Origin of the sequence: Enterococcus haemoperoxidus ATCC BAA-382 (genome assembly GCF_000407165.1) — a bacterium.
Lineage (GTDB): Bacteria > Bacillota > Bacilli > Lactobacillales > Enterococcaceae > Enterococcus_L > Enterococcus_L haemoperoxidus.
Genome location: NZ_KE136480.1, coordinates 703,625 through 723,482 on the forward strand (window position 1 = coordinate 703,625; position 19,858 = coordinate 723,482).

A 19,858-nucleotide genomic window follows, 5' to 3' on the forward strand; every position below is an offset into this window, starting at 1 on the left:
TTTTTTCTTTTTTTTGATATAATATGTATGAAAATTTGTTTCTTTTTCAAGTTTTTATTTTTCCTATATAAACTATACTAAAGTAAAATTTTATAAGAATTTCTTTAGAACGCTTACATATGCTTTTCCTGTTTTTTTTGAATTTTATCCTAAAATACATAAGTAAAAATCTAACGATAGAATATGAGGTGAGAATATGTCGAAAACAATGACTATTTATATAATTGATGATGATTTCATGTATAGAAAAAAACTTCAAGAAATTTTGGCTTCCTTACATTTTTTCACCGATTCCTTCTCTGTAGAAATCATTCCTGTTGAAGAACAAGAAGTTTTTTTTAGTTCGTTAAACGTGCTTACTATCAATGATAATGATATCTTTCTTCTAGATATTGATTTACAAACATATTATTCTGGAATTGACATCGCAAAAAAAATCAGAGAACACAACCAAAAAGCCTTTATTCTTTTTCTGACTAATTCAGATGACAAAGGGATTGACATCATCAATCATCAAATCCATGCCATGTCTTATCTTGTAAAAGGTCCTAGCTTAGATTCACATATTTTAGAAGAAGCTTTTTATTCCATCAAGCAGGAAATTCTCCAGCGAGTGCAAGATAAGGATAGTTATCTTTCTTTTAAAAATTTTGGACAGATTATTTTCGTGAAATACAATGAAATATTATATATTAAATCTATGCCTGGAGTAAGAAATATGGTCGTGATTCATACGGAAAATTCTGAACAGGTTGTTGAAGGAACCATTAACAAGTTGAGAGAGACTGCAGATTCTACTTACTTATACACTGAATTGAAATCTTATATCATTAATCTTAATCATATTTTTTCATTGGAACGTGCAACTGGCATCATTATGTTTGATGATGGAAGTGAATTAGAAGTAGGAAAAAGAATAATAGATAAATTAAGAAAAGCTCTGTAGCTATCTCTCGAACACGAGAGGAGTATTGCAATGGACATATCTTTATTAGCACTTTTATTTACACTAAACTATTTAGAGGTTTGTTGGTTCGTAGGATATAAAAAATATTTCAGCTTCAACCAAACAATTTTCTTGACTAGCTTTATTATCTTCCAAGTCCTAATGAACTATTTAATCGGAGGGAAGATTTCGATATATTTATTTGCTCCATTTATGATTATTCAATTTTTTTTCATTATCTACTCCTTAAAAAGTTGGACATTAGCTGCACTTTATACTCTCTTACAAAATACTATTGTGATAGGTTCTTGGGCTATCCCTTGGGATCCAGCTTATATTTTGTCGACAACTGACGTTATTTCTTACCAGCAACTTGATTTTTATAGGCCTATAGCGATAATTTTACAGCAAATATTACTTTTTACTTTTATTGTAATCGCCAAAAAAATATCGATTAGATATAATATTTTCACTTCTATTTCTCACCTACAAAAAAGGTATGTTCTACAGTCTATTCTTTGTTTTATTTTGTTGGTGTCTTTGACCGCTATCAGACAAATTATTCTGCAAGCTGATTTTCTTAAATTTAGAATTGAACAATATTTTTTTCTTACGATTATTTTACTATCGTTAAGCAGTATCTTTTGCTACATCGTATATATGATCAGTCATTCCTACCAACAACAACAACAAGTTTCTTTTTTGGCAAAAAAATTAACACAAGAAACAGAAAAAATTTCCTTAGCAAATGAATTTAAACATGATTATCGTAATATCCTTTTGAGTTTAAATACTTACCTCAATGAGAATCAGATTGATGAAGCAAAAAAATACCTATCTTCTATTACGGAATACTCTAATACTTTTATTGAAGCGGATTATTTTTCTCAAATTTCTACTATAAATATCCCTCCTGTTCAAGGTATCTTAATTACTTTTTCTGAAAATTGTTTAAAAAACAATGTCCCCATTCAATTTTTGATCAGCCAAAATATTTCTTATTTAGATATAACCATTAATTTACTTGACTTTATTCGCTGCCTCTCAATTCTTTTAGATAATGCATTAGAAGCTTCTTTAGAAGTGACCAATCCTTTGATTAAGGTAACCATTGAACAAAGAGATCATTCTATTTTTGTAGAAGTTAAAAATAGAACTGATCATTCTATTTCAATTGAAAAAATTCTCAAAAATAATTTCACAACTAAAAAAGACCATCAAGGAAAAGGTCTGCATATTTTTATTAAGTTGTTAAAACAATATCGCAAAACATCTTATTCATTTACTCAGGAAAATAATTTTTTCGCTGCTAAGTTTGCATTACCTCAAAAAGAGGAGTAATTTTTTGTTTATTACCTTATACACAATGCAGGAGGTTTTATCATGAAACGTGATGGTCACACCCACACAGAATTTTGTCCACATGGAAAAGTCGAAGATACTGAACTACTGATCCAGCGTGCAATCAGCCTTGGATTTAAAGAATATAGCATCACAGAACATGCACCTTTACCCAAAGGCATAGAAAAACTGTCTATAGGAGATCCTAACGTGTGGACAACTGCTTCCATGGCTCTAAATGATGTGGATAACTATTTCAAAAGAATGAATGAACTCCGAAAAAAGTATGCTTCTGACATCATTATTCACATTGGGTTTGAATTGGATTATTTTTCAGAATTTGAAGGCTGGACTCGTGATTTTTTAGCTGAATACGGACCACAAACCGATGACGGGATTTTATCGGTGCATTTTCTTGAGGGCAAAGATGGATTACACGGAATCGACTACTCTTTTGAAGAGTATCAGACAGGTGTTGTTGATTATTTAGGTAGTTTTGAAAAGGCTCAAAAACGTTACTATCAAAAGGTTTTAGCCTCTTTAGAAGCAGATTTAGGCCCTTTTAAACCTACACGCTTGGGACATATTTCTTTATGCCAAAAATTCGAACGTTTCTTTGATCAATCGGTTGATTATCCTTCTGAAAATATAGCACTTGTCCACACCCTTTTAACACGTGTGCAACAGGAAAAATACAGCTTAGATTTAAACACAGCTGGATTTTATAAACAAGGTTATCAACAGACTTATCCACAGGTGTGGATAACTAAAAAAGCGAACGCATTAGGAATTCCATTAGTTTATGGATCAGATACTCATGCTTTGGCTGATGTGGGACAGGGATATGAAAAAATCGAGAAATGGCTTTAAAAATACTAAGATCCGTTGAGTAATTACCTCAATGATCTTAGTATTTTTTATATTCTTTTTAATTCAAGGCTTCATATTGCGGTGTTTTCACTAGCTCATAAATCTTGATCTGATCATCATTTCCTACTGTTTCATCAAAATGAATCGTTTGAATCGTAAAATTATCATACAGCTTAACGTACATCTGTCTCTTACTTAAATCGTAAATAGAAGTATATTGTGTATATTGTCGGTCTTCTCCTTTTGGCTCATCTAATTTGACTACGCCTTTGACAATATCAGATGTGGATAAAATATGAAAAGCTTTATTGATAATGGCATTTTCCCCAACTGGGTCACTAAATTTTAACAAATATGCTGCTCGAACAAAGCGTGAAGTGGCAGTGTAATCTCCAGGAATACCATGCATGCCCGATCCCTTACCAGCAGATAAGACTTTATGATCGTGGAACATTGCATCTTTTACATTTACATCAGACAATCCTGTATAGTTTTCTAGATTGGTCATATGCCAATCAAACTTAGGGCTGTTGGTCATTACGCCAATTGGATTTTCGTATACAACAAATCCTAGTTTTATTGATGGTTCAACAACGATTGTGCGACCAGCAGCATCCGTAAACATAAAATGTTGTGGCAATCCTGGCGCTTTGCCGTTCATTGAAAGATCAGCAATTGCCAGTGTTGAAATCTTTTCTTCTACTTCTTGTGTATCCTTACAATTAGCTAACACCCAACAGACGAATTGCTCCGCTATTAGTGGTAATTTTCCAGCTTTTTTAATTTCTTCAACGGTTGAATATTGATTAAACTCTGCAAAATATTGTGTGATTCCGCCAAGTCCCCATTCGTTGACACCATCGACCACACTTTGAGCAACGGTTTGTTGGTTTTCCTTTATCCCCATCCCTAATACTGAATAAAGCGTTTGCCATTTTTCAATGCTTTCCGTAATGTTAAAGTTTTTAGGAATTTGGACCCCAACGTAATCAAACTCAATATTGTATTCTTGTGTTCTGCCTAAATAATGACTTCCTTCTAGTGATTTCAAACTTATCCCTGTACACATGGTTATCCCTTACTTTCTATAAAGATCGTTTTATACTATATATTATACACATGTTATTATAAAAACGACTAATCAAAATTATTTTTCAATTTTATCCAGATCGAAACCTTTCGATTTTCTTTAATTTTTTCTTTCTGACAATCAATTTTTCAATGGATATGCTAAACTATATATATTCTATTTATTACGTTGTGAGGTTGATTATGAAGAAAAAAATACAAGCATTTACTAAAGAAAACTGGCCTTATATGACCGCCAGCTTTTTCATTCCTTTTTTTATAATGGTCATTATTTATTTAAGTATTGGCATTTATCCTGGCAGTAGCCGAAGTGTGATGGCAAGTGACTCCTTTTCACAATTTTCCAATTTCCATGCTAGTTTCAACAATGTGCTGCATGGTAAACAAAGTATTTTTTATACTTGGAATGCATCACTTGGATTAAATTATCTCTCGCTGATTTCCTATTATCTTGGGGGACTATTTACACCACTGGTGATCTTCTTTAAAAACCAAAATATTCCGGATGCACTGTATTTGATTACACTGCTGAAAATTGGTTCTGCTGGCTTGGCTTTTTGGGTGTTTGCTAGAAATACCTACAAGATACCAAAATGGGGCCATGTCATGCTTAGTGTTCCGTATGCCTTGATGTCATTTGCTACAGCTCATTCAGAAATTATTATGTGGTTAGACGCGTTTACTTACTTGCCACTAGTTATTTTAGGGATTCATCGACTGATGGATAAACGAAAACCAACTCTTTTATTTGTAAGTTACTTGCTATTATTTATTTCCAATTTCTATATGGGCTTTATGATCGGTGTTTTCTCTTTCCTATATTTTGTGGCTCGAATGTTGACGAACTGGAAAAGTTACAAAAAGCGTATCCTACCTTATGGAATCACCTCTCTGTTAGCAGGCGGCGCTTCGATGATTTTAGTATTACCAGCGGTCCTTGATTTACGAGCAAACGGTGAAACTTTGTCTCAAGTAACCCAATTCAAAACCGAAGCAACTGCTTTTTGGGATATTGTCATGAAAAATATGATCGGTGTCTATGACACGACCAAGTACGGCTCGATTCCCTTTATCTATGTGGGGCTGCTTCCTTTGATATTCTGTGTTTTTTACTTTATCACAAAAGAAATTCCTAAGAAAAACAAGCTTCTATTTGGTAGCCTGTTTATCATTTTAATTGCTAGCTTTTATATCACGCCACTAAATTTATTCTGGCACGGAATGCATGCACCGAATATGTTCTTGTTCCGTTATAGTTTCCTCTTTTCTTTCTTAGTGGTGCTACTAGCGGGGTATGGCTTTGAGAAATTCAAAACCGATGATTTAGGGTTGCTAGCTGGTTCTACGATCATGCTGATTGCGATTTTTGCATTGGCTGAAGGGACAAAAAGTACGACAAGTTATGACTATATTCCGATTTCAGCATTTGTTATCACAGCTTTGTTTTTACTCCTGTATCTTGCCGGAATCATTTTTTATCAATTGAAGAAAATACCCATGCATTATCTGATCATCTTACTGTTATTGCTTGTTTCAACTGAAGCGTTTATTAATACCAACTCGATGCTAAAAGGAATTTTAAAGGATTGGAACTATGCTTCACGCAGTCTTTACTCAGAACCATATCCATCGATCAAAAAACTAGTGGATAAGACGAAAAAAGAAAATGACGAATTTTATCGTTTGGAGAACTTAAATCCAGTTTCCTCTAATGATAGTATCAATTACGGTTACAGCGGTGTTAGCTTATTTTCTTCCATTAGAAATCGTCATTCCTCTTCTTATCTGAATGACTTAGGTTTCCGTTCTAGAGGAACTGGTTTGAATATTCGCTATCCAAATAATACCCTATTGATGGATTCGCTCGTTGGCATCAAATACAATATTTCTGAAAGTGATCCATTGAAATTCGGCTTTTTCCCAACAGATAAAGCGGGAAAATTTTCACTTTACGAAAACAGCAATGCGCTACCTCTAGGCTTTTTAGCAGATGAAGATATCTATAAAGTCAAACAGCCAGCCAATGATAATTTAAGTAGCCAAACTGAATTATTCAATGCATTAGCTGGACAAAAAGAAAATTACTTCAAGTTTTATCAACCAACACTGATTGATAAAAAGAATGTCAAAATCGAACAAAATGCCGGTTCTGTGACATATAAGGAACTACAAAATAACGTTGCAAAAGATCTGACTTGGACAGTTGATGTACCTGCAAATACGCAAGCCTATCTGAGCCTGTTCCCAACAGATTTTGGGCAATTAGAAAGTTCAACTGCCACAATGTCTGTAAATGGGACAAGTCAAAAATCACAAATCAATATTACTGGTCAATACTACAATATTGGTTACTACGATAAGCCAACTAGCGTTACGTTTACGGTCAGCTTCTATGGCACAACAGCAGTCAGCTTTATGGAGCCAAAAGTTGTTGGATTAGATACAAAAGCCTTTGAAAGTTCCGTTCAAGCAATCCAAGATAAAGGAGCTGATTTAACAGCTAAAGGACGTAAAGCGGTTGGAACTGTGAAAGCAGAAAAAGATCAAGTCCTTTTAACAACGATTCCTTATGACAAGGGATGGAAAGCTTATGTTGACGGTAAGAAAGTACCCGTTAAGTCGTTTAAAAAAGCCTTCGTTAGTATTCCTGTAACGCAAGGTGAACATACAATTGAATTTGTTTATCTGCCAGAAGGATTTGTGCCTGGTGTGATTTTGTTTATCGTTTGTATTGGTGGTTTTGTGGTCTATGTACGATTTACGAACAAGCCAAAATTGGCGTTAGTAAAACCGAATAAGCGTAAGCGTCGAAAACGTTAAATCGATTTTTTGTGAAGAGGATGGGGCAAGAAGGAATTGCTTCTGCTCCTGCAGTTTATTCGGATTCCAGGTGAGTGGGATATGACTCGAAGAGTTATGTCCCACTCACTTCTTTTTTTATAGAGACTGTTTTTTTTCTGGTATATTTGCTATTGCTTGGAACAGACATAATATTGCTTGAGAGTAAATGAGAAAAAGAACAAATAAAAAATCTAGGGTCTTAACATCTTTCCCTCTTCCCATGAAACAATTAATCGATGCAATCTTCTTAGTCTAGTGTCTTCTTTTTTTGCACTCATTACCCACCAAATAGAATCTCTTCTGTAAGAAGGCGGAAGTTGATTGAAAAATTCCCAAGAACTTGAGTTTTTTCTAATTTCATCTTCATATTCTTTTGAAAGAGTAGCGTTCCTATGGGCTGAAGAATAACCAGTTAGATCATTCCTTTGATTGAAAACAGCCAATCCCTCAGGTCTCATTTGATTAAGTGCTATCAGTTTATGCACCTTTTGCACATTCACTTTACTCCAGAGACTATTAGGCTTACGTGGAGTAAAGCGAATTTTATAGCGATCTTCATCAACTGTTTTTCGTATCCCATCAATCCAACCAAATGACAGTGCGCAATCCACTGATTCAGGCCAAGTGAGGCTTGCTTTATTAGTCTTTTTCTTAAAAAAAACTACCCATATTTCACTAGCTGTTTGGTGATGACTAGCCAACCAATCAATAAATTCCGTTTGATTACTGAAGAATAGTATTTCACTCATTTTTCCAGCCATTCCAAAATTATTTGATTGAGCTCATTAGGTCTTTCTTCTTGAATCCAATGACCAGCATTTAAACTCTCAACATCTATATTAGGTACAAAGTCTTTTATGTTTGGAAGCGGCGGAATACTGTCTTTCTCGCCATCAACCATCAATGTTGGTTGATGAAGAATAGGAGATACATCAGCTAATAAATCCCAATTACGATTTAAATTTCTGTACCAATTGATGCTTGGCGTGAAACCTGTCTTCTTGAAGCCTGAGATATAAACAGAAAGATCTTCATCGCTCATAACAGGTTCACCTAACGGCTGGCTTGCTTTAGCCAGATTAATCATTTCCATCCCTTCAGCAGGACCTTGAACTGGCACGTTTTTCCGATATAAGTTCTGAAGAAATTGGGATGTATTTTCGTCTAAAATAGCATCTGCAACACCTGGTTGTTTGTTAAAATGAACAAAATAGTACTCATCTCCAAAAAATTCTTCCATGAAATCAATCCAAGGTTTCTCTCCACGAATTTGGTAGGGTAAGCATAAGTTAATCATTTTACGAACACGTTCTGGATGTAGCAAAGCCATACTCCAAACAACGCTTGCGCCCCAATCATGACCCATAAAAATGGCATCTTTGTACTCATAGTAATCCAATAACGCTACAAGATCGCCCGTTAAATGTTCAATATCATATTTTGTGACTTCTTTTGGACAAGAAGATTCTCCATACCCGCGTTGATTAGGAATAATCACGTGATAACCTGCTTCTACAAGAGGCATCACTTGATGTCTCCAAGAATAGGCATGCTCAGGCCAGCCGTGGCAGAGAACGATAGGCTGCCCCCCATTTTTTTGTCCAGCTTCAAAAACCTCTAGCTCCACATCATTAACTGAGATAAGTGTTGGTGTGGGAAATTCATAATTGTTTGTCATTTAACATCCTCCTAAATATAAAAGCGGAACGGGCTCGTTTAACTTCAACTGAAAAATAGGAAAAATTAATTGAGACGCTTTTTGTCTCACTCCATTTTTATCTTTTTTCTGAGACCTTCAATCCTTAGAGCTTTAGCTCTTAGGAATTGTTGAGATCGAAGCATAGCGTAGTGGCTAGCCCATGTAACTAGATAACATTAAAAGCTGAGCAGGCTCGTTCAGTTCTGACTGAAAAATAGGAAAATCTAAGGGCGACGTTTTTTGTCACAATCGGAATTTATCTTTTTTCTGAAGACCTGACCTACAAAGCTAGATAATTAAAATAAAACTGTCTTACAAAAACAATATTATCACGGAGGTTTGACAGCAGTCTGTCAGGTTTGAGAAACAAACTTAATGATATTTTTCAGCCATCAATTTGAGTTTAGAGGCCATTGTTTGGCGCATTTCTTTTGGTGCTAAGATCTCTATATGTTCTCCAAAACTAAATATAAGTGAGAACAACCATTCTTTATCGGGAAAAGTCGCTGTAACAAGAAGTTCCCCTGTTTCTAACACCTCAATGTCTTCTTTATTAAAAACATCCTCTACACGAGACTTCATTTTAGGGGAAACTTTCAAGACAATTGTTGTCATGGTTGTTTGCTCATTTAATAATGCCGTAATCTCATGATAGGATTTTTCTCGACGTTTGAATGATTGATTATCAAGGTGAAAATCACTTATACGAGAAACTCTAAATATTCTGAAGTCTTCTTTTAAAAGACAATAAGCAAATAAATACCAAGTATAATTTTTAAATACGAGTGACATAGGTTCAACTTGTCTTTTACTGACGATATTATCATAATTCCTGTAATCAATCGTCAGTAATTCAGTCTCTGTAATAGCTTTTCTGATTGTCTTAACTAAAGTTTTTTGGTCAGGCGTGTCTCCATAAGGATGTAAATCAATGATGATTTGTTCCATGTGCAGCTTTAGATGATCTACCTTGTTTTCAGGAACGATATTTTGTAGTTTTTCTATGGTTGATTCTAACTCAATATCGTCAACTGTAGAATTAATATCCTTGAGAACAGACAGAAGGGAAGACAGATTATTAAGAGTCAACACTTGATGATTTAATTTATAACTCTCATAAATGCTGAATCCACCATTGTTTCCAGAATGCGAAATGATGGGAATACCAGCTAGATTGATTGTTTCGATATCTCGGTAAATAGTCCGGACCGACACTTCAAATTTCTCAGCCAATTCATTGGCTGTTACACGATTTCTATTAAGTAACATCACAATAATGGTTAACATACGTTCTATTTTCATCTTGTTCTCCTTAAAAATATATTTCTTTAATATGTAGTAAGAGTAATTAATCAAATATTTTATTGATTGTTTAAATGTTTCTTTTTAGAACAAATTTCAGAAAAATAGCTATTTCACCTTGAGTAAATTGTCTCAATAGACCAAGATTTAAACTTGTGAAGATACTAATTCCTAAGCGTAGTCACACAATTATGATACATCCTTATTGTTTAGTCTTGATAACATTAATTCTGTTTATTTTTGTGATAGCGAAGGTGAATACGATCTAAATTTTAAAGCATTCTTCTTAATTAAGCGCCCTATCCTATGGAGATAACAGCCAGAATCGTAATATAAAAATAGCTTTTCTCGTTCACGAGTAGTAAAGTACATGTATGAAGTCATAGATAAATTTCCCCTTATGAGTATGTCTAATCAACATCATTATAACAGGAATTCTATTTACGATTTTTTGGTAGTACATTTAACTTATATGTCTACCTATGTAGAAAGAAACGTCCGTTCGCAATAAAAGGCTTATATACCTTGATTAAATTACACCAAATTTTCTGATTCATCTTTATACATGGAAAAGTTGCATTGAAAATACAGCGCTTTCATAATAACATTAATTTAATAAATTAGAAGTGGAGGTAATGTTATGACTAACAAAAGATATATTTCTGTTTTCGGGACTAATTTAGCGATCGTAGTTTATTATTTTCTACCAAGAATACAAATAACAACACTGTCTCCTCATTGGAATATGTTTTTTAATTTCAGACATATTTTAGTAACTATAATTACACTATCTATGTTGATCATTACTTTCCAAAAAACATACTCTAACAAATGGAAAAATGTACAGTTGAACAGAATGGTTGTTAGTTCATATATTTTATTTTTATTCGCTACTATTTTCTATTTTATGATGACTGAATTTTTATAGTGGGAGCTCTTATATTTCCATAAAAGGTGTTAGGTAAACACTTTTTATGGTTTTTTGCAGTACCAATTATAAATATTTACAAATAAATACAGCAATCAAAAATGCTTTAGGCATTAGCCAAGATTCAGGTGTTGCGATGGTAGAAAATAACGGCATAGAAAATGAACTCAATTTAACTAGCACACAAAACGGACGCGAGATTACCTTAACCAAATTTATATCCACAAAAAAGAAATTTGCCTTTGATTATCAATTTAAGTTAGATGATGAAAAACTGAAAGAGTTATTGGAAAAACAACGCTCTCCTGATCGAGTATTCACTAAAAATACGGAAAATGCTCAACATATTGACCTTGGTCTTTTTGTTAATGACAATGATGAAGACATATTTGGTGGTGTTTCATCTCAATCTACTTTTCGCGTAGAAGGAGATACTTTCTATGGTTCTGTTGTCGCAACTTTTAATCAGGAAAAAATTCCTGAAAATGCTAAATTGACTCTTCACATTTATAAACTATATTGGCAAGATGCTGAAGAACTGGACCAAGCATTTCTCGAAGCATCTGAAACAGGTAGTCCTTTCGGTGTTGACAATGCTTTGCAGTATGAGGGAGATTGGCGTTTTGATATTGACTACAAACCATTAACTCAAACTGCAGATACGCAAATCAGCAACGTGAATAATATCACGGATATCAAAGTAAAAAATGACGCATTACAAACAACTGTTAAATTTACTGCACCCATTCAATTTGAAAGCTACCCAGCTGTGACACTTTACAAAGGTGGTGTTAAAACTGATAATCAAATTTTTACTGAGATTCATAACACTGAAACTGGCGAAGTGACAATTTCTTTCAGTCTAAGCGCACTAGATAAAACATCCGTTTATACGATTCAACTAAATGAAATTAACTTTGAAGGTAAACCTCTTAAGGAAATTGGCCATTTTGATATCCAAAACCAATAATTATATTTTACATCCATTCTAAAACATCCAGATATAAATGGATTTTTAATTAGAATAAACGGCGAGAAAAAAGCAGCTCCTTCGGAAATAAGCTGAAATTCACAAAAATTTGAAAAGCAATTTTCGTGAATTCCTTCTTATTTCTCGGAGCTAAACGCTTTTGCCTCAGCCTCTCGAGCTCAATCACATTTCCTAATCGCTTCTAAAAACCACTGTCCAAATTGTTTCTCATCAACATCCACACAAACTCGACAATTCACTTCTTTACTCAAATACCCTTCTAAATCAACCAAAGTCGCACCAGACGTCAACGTCCCTTGAGTTTCAACTGCAACATATGACTCTTTAACTTCAAACATTTCAGGCTCTAACAAATAAGCAATTACACAACCATCATACATCTTCAAGCCAGTCTCTAAGTTACCTCCACGATAGTGTTGAAACAACTGAGCGATCATGTCTCCAGTTTTATTCATTTTCTGGATCTTGTCACAATCTTCTGGCAAGACTAATGCTTTCTCTCCAACATCTAAGCTCACCATCGTCAACGCTATCTTACTTTCAAATACGATCTTCGCCGCTTCTGGATCAGCAGCAATGTTAAATTCTGACAATACTCCATAATTCCCTCTACCTAAAGACCCTCCCATAATCACAAGTTCTTCGATTCTTTCCGCACATTCTGGATAAAGCCTAAGTAAAAGTGCAGTATTCGTTAATGGTCCGATCCCAACAATCGTCGTTTTTTCTTTAGACTCCATCAACACTTTGTACATTTCGATCACTGCATGATTTTTTGTTAATAGTTCGTACTTAGATTCTGGAAATTCATACCCATCCATTCCAGTGCTGCCATGAATATCACTTGCATTGATTGCTTCACGTAGCAACGGGCGATCAGAGCCAATCGCAACTGGTACTCCCTTGTCCCAAAAAGCCAACAATTTCAGCAAATTTTTTGTTACTTTATCCACACCGACATTACCTGCAACTGTCGTAAAAAGCTTGACGTCCAACCTTTCATCAAATAACGCAGCAGCAATTGCAACAGCATCATCGATGCCAGGATCTGTATCGATGATGATTTTTCTTGGTTTCTTCACTTTATGATTCCTTCCTTTTAAACTTTAGGTACGCAAAAAAAGCAAATTCTCCCACGCTATTTTTACCTCACTAAAGCTACCCCTTTTTTATATAAAAAGCGGGAAACAGAAAAAAGTGCCTGTCTTCCCGCCTTCTTCTATTTTTAATAGTCTAATTGCTTCAAATGTAGTAAAAAAGAATCCTTCGTCAAACTTTTGATCGTATACAAACGCTCAATTTGTTTGTGGATTTTTTTATCCTCTTTTGTCGTAGGGTCAAAAACATCCAGTAACTTACCGACGCCATATTCCACTAATATACCGATTCCACCGCTACCAACCGCAAAACCCAGTGTATCCGTATCACTTAATTGTCCCTTTTTAATTTCTGCGATAGTTTGGCTAAAATCCCCTTCAACGATGATTTCATCTGTTTTCTTGTTTAACGCTGTTACTAATTCATTTTTTGTTCTTACCGTTACCTGCTCAAAACCCATCTCAAAAACCTCCTTTTTCAATTATTATACGCTATTCCTATTTTTTTACTAGTGGTAATTGAGGCTGAAAAAAAGGGTGTGGGACAAAAGTAAACAGTACTTTTGTTTCACACCCTAAATACGAATAAACGGTGGGAGCAGAAGCAACCCCCTTCGGAAATAAGCTCCTGTTCCAACCTCTTCAAATGTTCTCCCCGATCATTACCTCTTCCACCAGAGAAGCGGCTTTGCCTTTCCCTCGCTCAACCAATAATGCTAGTTGAATAAAAGCAAACAGCACATTACTTTGCTTGGAATAAGCAAAGTACCTAGACTCCCAGTTTGTCACATAGTGTTCTTTTTCTTTTCGCGTATCTTTAAATCCATATACCTGATCGCCATATTTATAAAATATATTGATAAAACGCTCATTTAAAAATGAATACTTCGTTTCACCAACATTCGATAGCGGAGCCGTTCCTAGATCAATCGTATGATAACCTCGCTCTTGATATTCCGCAATGAAATGAGCTAGCAAGAAATCGGTAACCTGCTTTGGAGCCATTTCAGTATAACGTAATAAGTCATAAGACATTTCTAGATTTTTAACAATTGGCTTAGCGGTAATAAATCCAACTACTTCATGCCGTTCATTTTTCATGATGCCAATATCGCTTAACATGAGATACTCTCTATCAAAATGACCACCGACAAAATTCCGTTCCCGAGCATTCCCGAGCCACTCCTCTGATACACGAGCTAACGCTTGAAAGAGCTCGTCTGAAACAGGTTCGTGATACATCCTAAATGTGTATCCTAAATTATTTAAATGCTTTAACTCCATACTCTTTGTCACTAAAGAAATCGATTCCGAGTTGCCATGAGCAAGATCAACGATTCCTTCTTCGCCAACCTTCATAAAATTAAATCCTAAATCATGAAGAACCATTGTGTATGTTTCACTAACACGGTAAAATGCCGCTTGATACCCAAGTAAGTCGGCAGCATCCATAAAAGCTAATGTGGCTTGAGCCCATTTTTCTTTATTGCCGATTGGATCAGCTAAAACAAAACACTTATTGCCTTTGATTTGATAAGCAAATAGGACTTCATCTTCATTTTTTTCCTGGTAGTAGTAATAAGAATAATTTTTCAAATACAGCAGATGACTCCCTTGTGTCCCCCCATATTTATCGATTAGCGCCGTTAAACGAGCTTCATGATAAGACTCACCTAAACTTTTTGTCGTGTCTGCTAAGTACTGATATAGCGTAATCAAGCCGATCATCGAAATACCCAACCCAATCAAACCAGAGAACCAAACATCATCTGATGGAAAGAGTAAAAACATATGCGGAAGCGGTCCTGTTTTATCCGGATGAGAACTATAATACCCAGCTACTGCATAAATAATAAACAAGAAACTAAACAAAACACTATCAACAGAAAGTGCTCCCCAAGAATAAACAAATTTTTCTCGGTAAAACTCTTTTCTTGCTAAAAAAACAGCTGAAAGAATTACGAGATACACTAAGATCAGCTGCCAAGAAGACGTTCTAGAAACCGTATTAACAATCCCAAAAATCAACAACCCAATCGTTGGCCAATACGCTTTTTTTACTTTCATAGAAATCCCTCGAGCAAGCCCTAACAATAAAAATCCGATCAACATATTGAAGGTTTGATCTAAAAAATCAAAAGAAAACGGCAATAAAAATTTAAACAATCGACTAACATTCGATAAGTTGGTGATCGTTGAAAGCAAAACCATCATAATCCCCGCAAAATAAAGAGCTGCTACTAATATGAAGTGCGCCACTTTTTGCGAGAACATTCGTGGTAAATTATCTAAAAATCGATTGATTTTGATCCCTGTTTGATGAATAAATAAAATAATTCCAGTAATAAAAGGCAAGACGTAATAAAATAGACGATAATATATTAGCCAAACAACTGCAGTTGATTGCCCCACGCCTAATTGTGCTAATCCTAAAATCATCAATACATCAAAAGTTCCCATACCACCTGGCACCATTGTCAGCATGCCGATCAAGGTCGCAATCACAAACATTGGATACACCGAAAGCAGCGATACATCGACTTTCATCAATGCTCCTACACTTAAAAAGACAAACATCGCACCTAACCACTGCCCAAGCGAAGCCCCAAATAGAAGATAAATACCTTTCGGGAAAAAATCTTTAAACAACGTATATTTTTTTAATTGAGTAAACAGCAATAACGCTGGCGCAATAAAACTTCCAGCAAGCAGCCACACCCAATACTCTCGAAACAAACTATCCGGTCGAATAAAAAAGACATCAATAAATGCAACAAATGATAAAATAGATAGACCAGAAATCATAAACAGTGCAACTTTCGAAACCGTGGCTACAACTTTTTTACGCGGCGCGTCTTTTCCATAAAAATTAGCCCGTAACGTTGCGCCCACCACACCGCCAAATCCAGCGAGATTATTGATCGTATTCGTGACCCAAGCAGAAACAAACCATTCCCAACGATTCATTTTTGGCTTACCTTGCTCCTCCAATACTTTTACGACCACTAAGTCGTATAAAAGCATCGGCAATACACCAATAAATCCGGCTAAAACCATTCCTATTATACGAAAGCGGTTCTGCTGCCCCATAGTATGAAAAACGTCCTGCCAAGTCATTCCTTGGACAATATGTGTTACCTGATTCGCAACAAAAATTAAAACCGAACCTAGAAAAATTAATTTTAATATTAAGCTGTGCTCTTTCATCCAGTGTTTTAGTTGCCTCAGTCTATTTTTCATCTGCTCACCACCTTTGCATAGTTTAAGAGTTTTCTTTTATATGTTATCTTATAACTGGTTATTTTTCCAGTTTCGCTATTGAAATACACAAATACAGTTGTTAGACTCGGAATACAAGCCTAACAACTGTTTCAAACAAACGATTTTACTTGTTCTTATACTCTTGACCAATCTTATCTGCCACAATAATCGCTGCTTTCACTTGATCTATCGTAATTGGAAATGGCATTGAGTGGATTGATTCTTCTGGAATACATGATTTTTCAGCTACCTCTGTTAGCTCAGCATCTGAGATTTCTTTCACCCCTAAATCGGCTAAACAAACAGGTAACCCAATCGATAAAGCAAACTCCAATACCTCATATAATTCAGCTTTTGGTGCGTTTTCTAAAACCAACTGACAAATCGTACTGAACGCTACTTTTTCGCCATGTGTTGCACCATGTGCGTCATGTAAAACGGTCAATCCATCATGGATCGCATGGATTGCAGCCAAGCCAGCACTTTCAAACCCTAAACCTGAAAGTAAAATATTTGCTTCGATAATATTTTCTAAAGCTGGTGTTACCACGTTATTATCTGAAGCTTCTTTAGCTTTTAGTCCGTCTTCTAAAATCGTTTCATAACATAGTTTAGCTAATGCTAATGCCGTATTCGTGCCTTTAGCCGGCGGACAAACCCCTTCACGAGCCCCACAAGGCAAACCAGCATTTACATTAGAATAAGAATTATGCGTTGCTCTTGCCTCAAAATAAGTTGATAAAGCATCTCCCATCCCAGATACCAAGAAACGTGTTGGCGCATTCGCGATAACGACGGTATCGATCAAAACTACACTTGGGCTTTGAACAAAGTAAGCATAATCATCAAACTGACCATCTTCTGTATATAGAACTGCGGAATGGCTTGTTGGAGCATCTGTTGCAACGATTGTTGGTACGATGATCAAGTTGTGTCCTTCAGCTACACATTTCGCTGTATCGATTGCTTTCCCACCACCAAGGCCGATTACACAATCACACTCATTTTCTTTCGCTACTTTTTGCAGGCGGGCTACTTCTACCCGTGATGCTTCTCCGTGGAAATTACTTTCAACAAAAGAAATATTAAATTTTTCAGCGGTTTTATCCAGTTTGTCTTTTACTCGTTCGACATCATCTGCGTGAGCGATCAAGAGTGCTTTTTTTCCAAATGTTGTGACAAAGTAACCTAAATTCAATAACTCATCTTCACCTTGAACGTATTTCGTTGGACTAATAAACGCTTTTCTCATGTTTGCAAACTCCTATTCTCATTTTATTTTTAAAGGCGCTAACTGCTCCTTTATGACATCAATCGGTGTATCTACTTGTAGTAATGCTGCCGCTGTATAAGCGCTCTCTACTAAAGCTGTATCAAACAGTAACACTTCTTTTTCCGTCATATCAATGGCCATTTCCAAATTCATTTTGGCACTCCCTAAATCATAAAAAGCGAACAAGGTCTGCGCAGGATTTTTTTCAAATGCATCCATGATTTTTTCAAATGAAGTTCCAACCTCACCTTGATCTAATCCTGCTGCAACAGTGATCGGCACATCTTTTGCCACTTCTTTGATCAAACGATCGACTCCTTCGCCGATTTCTTTGACATGCGAGACAATTACTACACCATTACTCATTGAACACACCTGCTTCCATTAAAGATTGAAAGAAATACATACTGGACATTGCGCCTGGATCAATATGACCGATAGAACGTTCACCCACATAAGACGCGCGCCCTTTCGTTGCTGCGATCTCTTTCGTCGCTTCTACGGCGGATTCAAGTGAAGCATCTGTTAAGGTCCCATTTTTAATTGCTTCGATTGCTGGTGCCCATGCATCCAGCATCGTTTTTTCACCTGGTTTACTGTTGCCACGTTTTTCAATTCCTGTTAAACCTGCTTCTAAAATGGGTAACGCCTCTGAAGTTGTTGCCGAAGTTTTAGCCATCTCCATCATTGCAGTTCCATAAAGCGGACCTGATGCCCCACCGACTTTGCTGATCAAAGCCATTGCCGTCAATTTGAAAATATCTTGTACTGTTTCTGGTACTTTACTCTGCAAACTTTCGCTTACAGCTTCCATCCCTCGCGCCATATTATTTCCATGATCACCATCACCGATTGGCGTATCTAATTCACTTAAATAGTCTTTATTTTTATCGATTTTTTCTTTGAATAATTGTAGTGATTTTTTTAAATTATCTACAGTAAACATATAAATTCCTCCATTTTCCAAAATATACTGATCAGCGCTCAAACTATGTCAGGCGTTACCAAGCAACAGTATCAACCTCTTCATTTAACGCTTCTACCCAATCATCTTCTACTTTCAACAACGTTACAGAAAGCCCCTCCATTTCTAAAGAGGTCATATAATTGCCGACTTTTGAAAACGAAACTTCTACGCCCTCAGCATCTAATAAACCCATTGCATCAGCGTAAAAAATATATTGTTCCATCAATGGCGTTCCACCTAATCCATTCACTAAAACAGCGAACTTATCACCCTTATTCCATTGAAAAGCTGCGGCTAATTTTGAAATCAATTCTTTCGCCATCTCCTTAGATGGTTTGATTTTTTCTCGTTTATAACCAGGTTCACCGTGAATTCCGACACCAAATTCAATCTCATCATCAGCTAACACAAACCCTGGCTTTCCAACTTCTGGAACCGTTGCCCCTGTCAAAGCGACCCCAATCGTTTTTAAATTGCTCACAACCCGTTCTCCTAATGCAACCAATTCCTCTACAGAGGCACCATTTCGTGCTGCCGCTCCTAAAATTTTATGAACTAAAATCGTTCCAGCTACGCCACGTTTACCTTGAGTGTAGGTGCTATCTTCAACGGCAATATCATCATCTACAATAACTGTACCGACTTTGATATCTTCCATTTCTGCCAAATCTTTTGCCATATCAAAATTCATGATGTCACCAGAATAGTTTTTTACAACCATCACAACACCTTGTCCTTGATCAACTGCCTTGATTCCTTCAAAAATCTGATCAGGCGTTGGTGATGTAAAAACTTGACCGCAAACTGCGGCTTGCAACATCCCTGATCCGACAAATCCGGCATGGGCTGGTTCATGACCACTACCGCCGCCGCTGATCAAAGCAACTTGTTTGCCAATTTCTTTTTGCTTCAATACGAATGTTTCTGGAACTTGTTCTATTGTTTCATGATGAGCTCGGACAAATCCTTGTACCATTTCCGGCACTACATTTTGCGCTTGGTTGATAATTTTTTTCATGATATTCCCTCCTGTTATGCCTGTGCTTTAGTGACGCCAATTTACTCTTAGTCGGACAAGCTCGTTACGCTTTTACTTTGAAACACAGTGAATGAAATAAACTGATGTTGAAAAGTACAAGGTGTAGCGAAGCGGAACGTTGTTACCATTGTGTTATCTAGCTCCACAAGCTAACTCCTCGGAAAAAAGATAAAATCTGATTGTGGCTAAGAACGTGACCCTCATATTTTCCTAT

Annotated in this window: 17 protein-coding genes; 6 read left to right on the top strand and 11 right to left on the bottom strand. The window is 35.9% G+C overall.

Annotated elements, in window-relative coordinates; all coding sequences use genetic code 11:
• Positions 1–196 precede the first annotated feature (196 nt).
• Genes I583_RS13900 through hisJ form a run of 3 tightly spaced genes read left to right on the top strand, consistent with a single transcriptional unit; the run spans position 197 to position 3,157 of the window.
• A complete protein-coding gene (locus I583_RS13900) occupies positions 197–946 on the top strand; it encodes a LytR/AlgR family response regulator transcription factor (protein WP_010762051.1) in 750 nt (249 codons plus the stop codon).
• Between the two features lie 30 nt (positions 947–976).
• On the top strand, positions 977–2,287 hold the full coding sequence (locus I583_RS13905; RefSeq protein WP_010762052.1) for a sensor histidine kinase: 1,311 nt from the start codon (positions 977–979) through the stop codon (positions 2,285–2,287).
• Positions 2,288–2,329: 42 nt separating this feature from the next.
• Positions 2,330–3,157, top strand: a complete 828-nt coding sequence (hisJ, locus tag I583_RS13910; RefSeq protein ID WP_010762053.1) for a histidinol-phosphatase HisJ — start codon at positions 2,330–2,332, stop codon at positions 3,155–3,157.
• 58 nt (positions 3,158–3,215) lie between these two features.
• Here hisJ and I583_RS13915 read toward each other — a convergent pair whose 3' ends face one another.
• Entirely contained in the window at positions 3,216–4,226 is a 1,011-nt protein-coding gene (locus I583_RS13915; protein WP_010762054.1) for a choloylglycine hydrolase family protein, read from the bottom strand.
• Positions 4,227–4,429: 203 nt separating this feature from the next.
• Between I583_RS13915 and I583_RS13920 the strand changes: the two genes are divergently transcribed.
• Positions 4,430–7,066, top strand: a complete 2,637-nt coding sequence (locus tag I583_RS13920) for a YfhO family protein (RefSeq protein WP_010762055.1) — start codon at positions 4,430–4,432, stop codon at positions 7,064–7,066.
• A gap of 212 nt (positions 7,067–7,278) precedes the next feature.
• On the opposite strand, the gene I583_RS13925 is transcribed toward I583_RS13920, so the two are convergent.
• The 3 genes from I583_RS13925 to I583_RS13935 form a co-directional block, all read right to left on the bottom strand.
• Positions 7,279–7,836 carry a YdeI/OmpD-associated family protein gene (locus I583_RS13925; protein ID WP_010762056.1) on the bottom strand — a complete coding sequence of 186 codons (558 nt, stop codon included), beginning with the start codon at positions 7,834–7,836 and terminating at the stop codon, positions 7,279–7,281.
• Positions 7,833–8,765, bottom strand: a complete 933-nt coding sequence (locus tag I583_RS13930; protein ID WP_010762057.1) for an alpha/beta fold hydrolase — start codon at positions 8,763–8,765, stop codon at positions 7,833–7,835. Before I583_RS13930 ends, I583_RS13925 begins: the two co-directional genes overlap by 4 nt.
• 393 nt (positions 8,766–9,158) lie before the next feature.
• Entirely contained in the window at positions 9,159–10,088 is a 930-nt protein-coding gene (locus I583_RS13935; RefSeq protein WP_010762058.1) for a helix-turn-helix transcriptional regulator, read from the bottom strand.
• Between the two features lie 640 nt (positions 10,089–10,728).
• On the opposite strand from I583_RS13935, the gene I583_RS13940 reads away from it, so the two are divergent.
• The gene (locus I583_RS13940; protein WP_010762059.1) at positions 10,729–11,016 is read left to right on the top strand and encodes a hypothetical protein; all 288 of its coding nucleotides are present in this window, start codon (positions 10,729–10,731) and stop codon (positions 11,014–11,016) included.
• A gap of 46 nt (positions 11,017–11,062) precedes the next feature.
• Positions 11,063–11,986, top strand: coding sequence for a hypothetical protein (locus I583_RS13945; protein WP_010762060.1), 924 nt, complete (start codon positions 11,063–11,065; stop codon positions 11,984–11,986).
• Between the two features lie 179 nt (positions 11,987–12,165).
• Here I583_RS13945 and rihC read toward each other — a convergent pair whose 3' ends face one another.
• The 7 genes from rihC to dhaK all read right to left on the bottom strand — a co-directional run bounded on the left by rihC (position 12,166) and on the right by dhaK (position 19,623).
• A complete protein-coding gene (gene rihC, locus I583_RS13950; RefSeq protein WP_010762061.1) occupies positions 12,166–13,089 on the bottom strand; it encodes a ribonucleoside hydrolase RihC in 924 nt (307 codons plus the stop codon).
• 143 nt (positions 13,090–13,232) lie between these two features.
• Positions 13,233–13,565: a hypothetical protein gene (locus I583_RS13955; protein WP_010762062.1), complete on the bottom strand. Its 333-nt coding sequence runs from the start codon at positions 13,563–13,565 to the stop codon at positions 13,233–13,235.
• Positions 13,566–13,746: 181 nt separating this feature from the next.
• Positions 13,747–16,344 carry a bifunctional lysylphosphatidylglycerol flippase/synthetase MprF gene (gene mprF / locus I583_RS13960; RefSeq protein ID WP_010762063.1) on the bottom strand — a complete coding sequence of 866 codons (2,598 nt, stop codon included), beginning with the start codon at positions 16,342–16,344 and terminating at the stop codon, positions 13,747–13,749.
• 145 nt (positions 16,345–16,489) lie between these two features.
• On the bottom strand, positions 16,490–17,617 hold the full coding sequence (locus tag I583_RS13965) for a glycerol dehydrogenase (RefSeq protein ID WP_010762064.1): 1,128 nt from the start codon (positions 17,615–17,617) through the stop codon (positions 16,490–16,492).
• Between the two features lie 18 nt (positions 17,618–17,635).
• Positions 17,636–18,004, bottom strand: coding sequence for a dihydroxyacetone kinase phosphoryl donor subunit DhaM (gene dhaM / locus I583_RS13970; RefSeq protein WP_010762065.1), 369 nt, complete (start codon positions 18,002–18,004; stop codon positions 17,636–17,638).
• Positions 17,997–18,584 carry a dihydroxyacetone kinase subunit DhaL gene (gene dhaL / locus I583_RS13975; RefSeq protein WP_010762066.1) on the bottom strand — a complete coding sequence of 196 codons (588 nt, stop codon included), beginning with the start codon at positions 18,582–18,584 and terminating at the stop codon, positions 17,997–17,999. The genes dhaM and dhaL overlap by 8 nt, the downstream gene beginning before the upstream one ends.
• Before the next feature lie 55 nt (positions 18,585–18,639).
• Positions 18,640–19,623: a dihydroxyacetone kinase subunit DhaK gene (dhaK, locus tag I583_RS13980; protein ID WP_010762067.1), complete on the bottom strand. Its 984-nt coding sequence runs from the start codon at positions 19,621–19,623 to the stop codon at positions 18,640–18,642.
• Positions 19,624–19,858 lie beyond the last annotated feature (235 nt).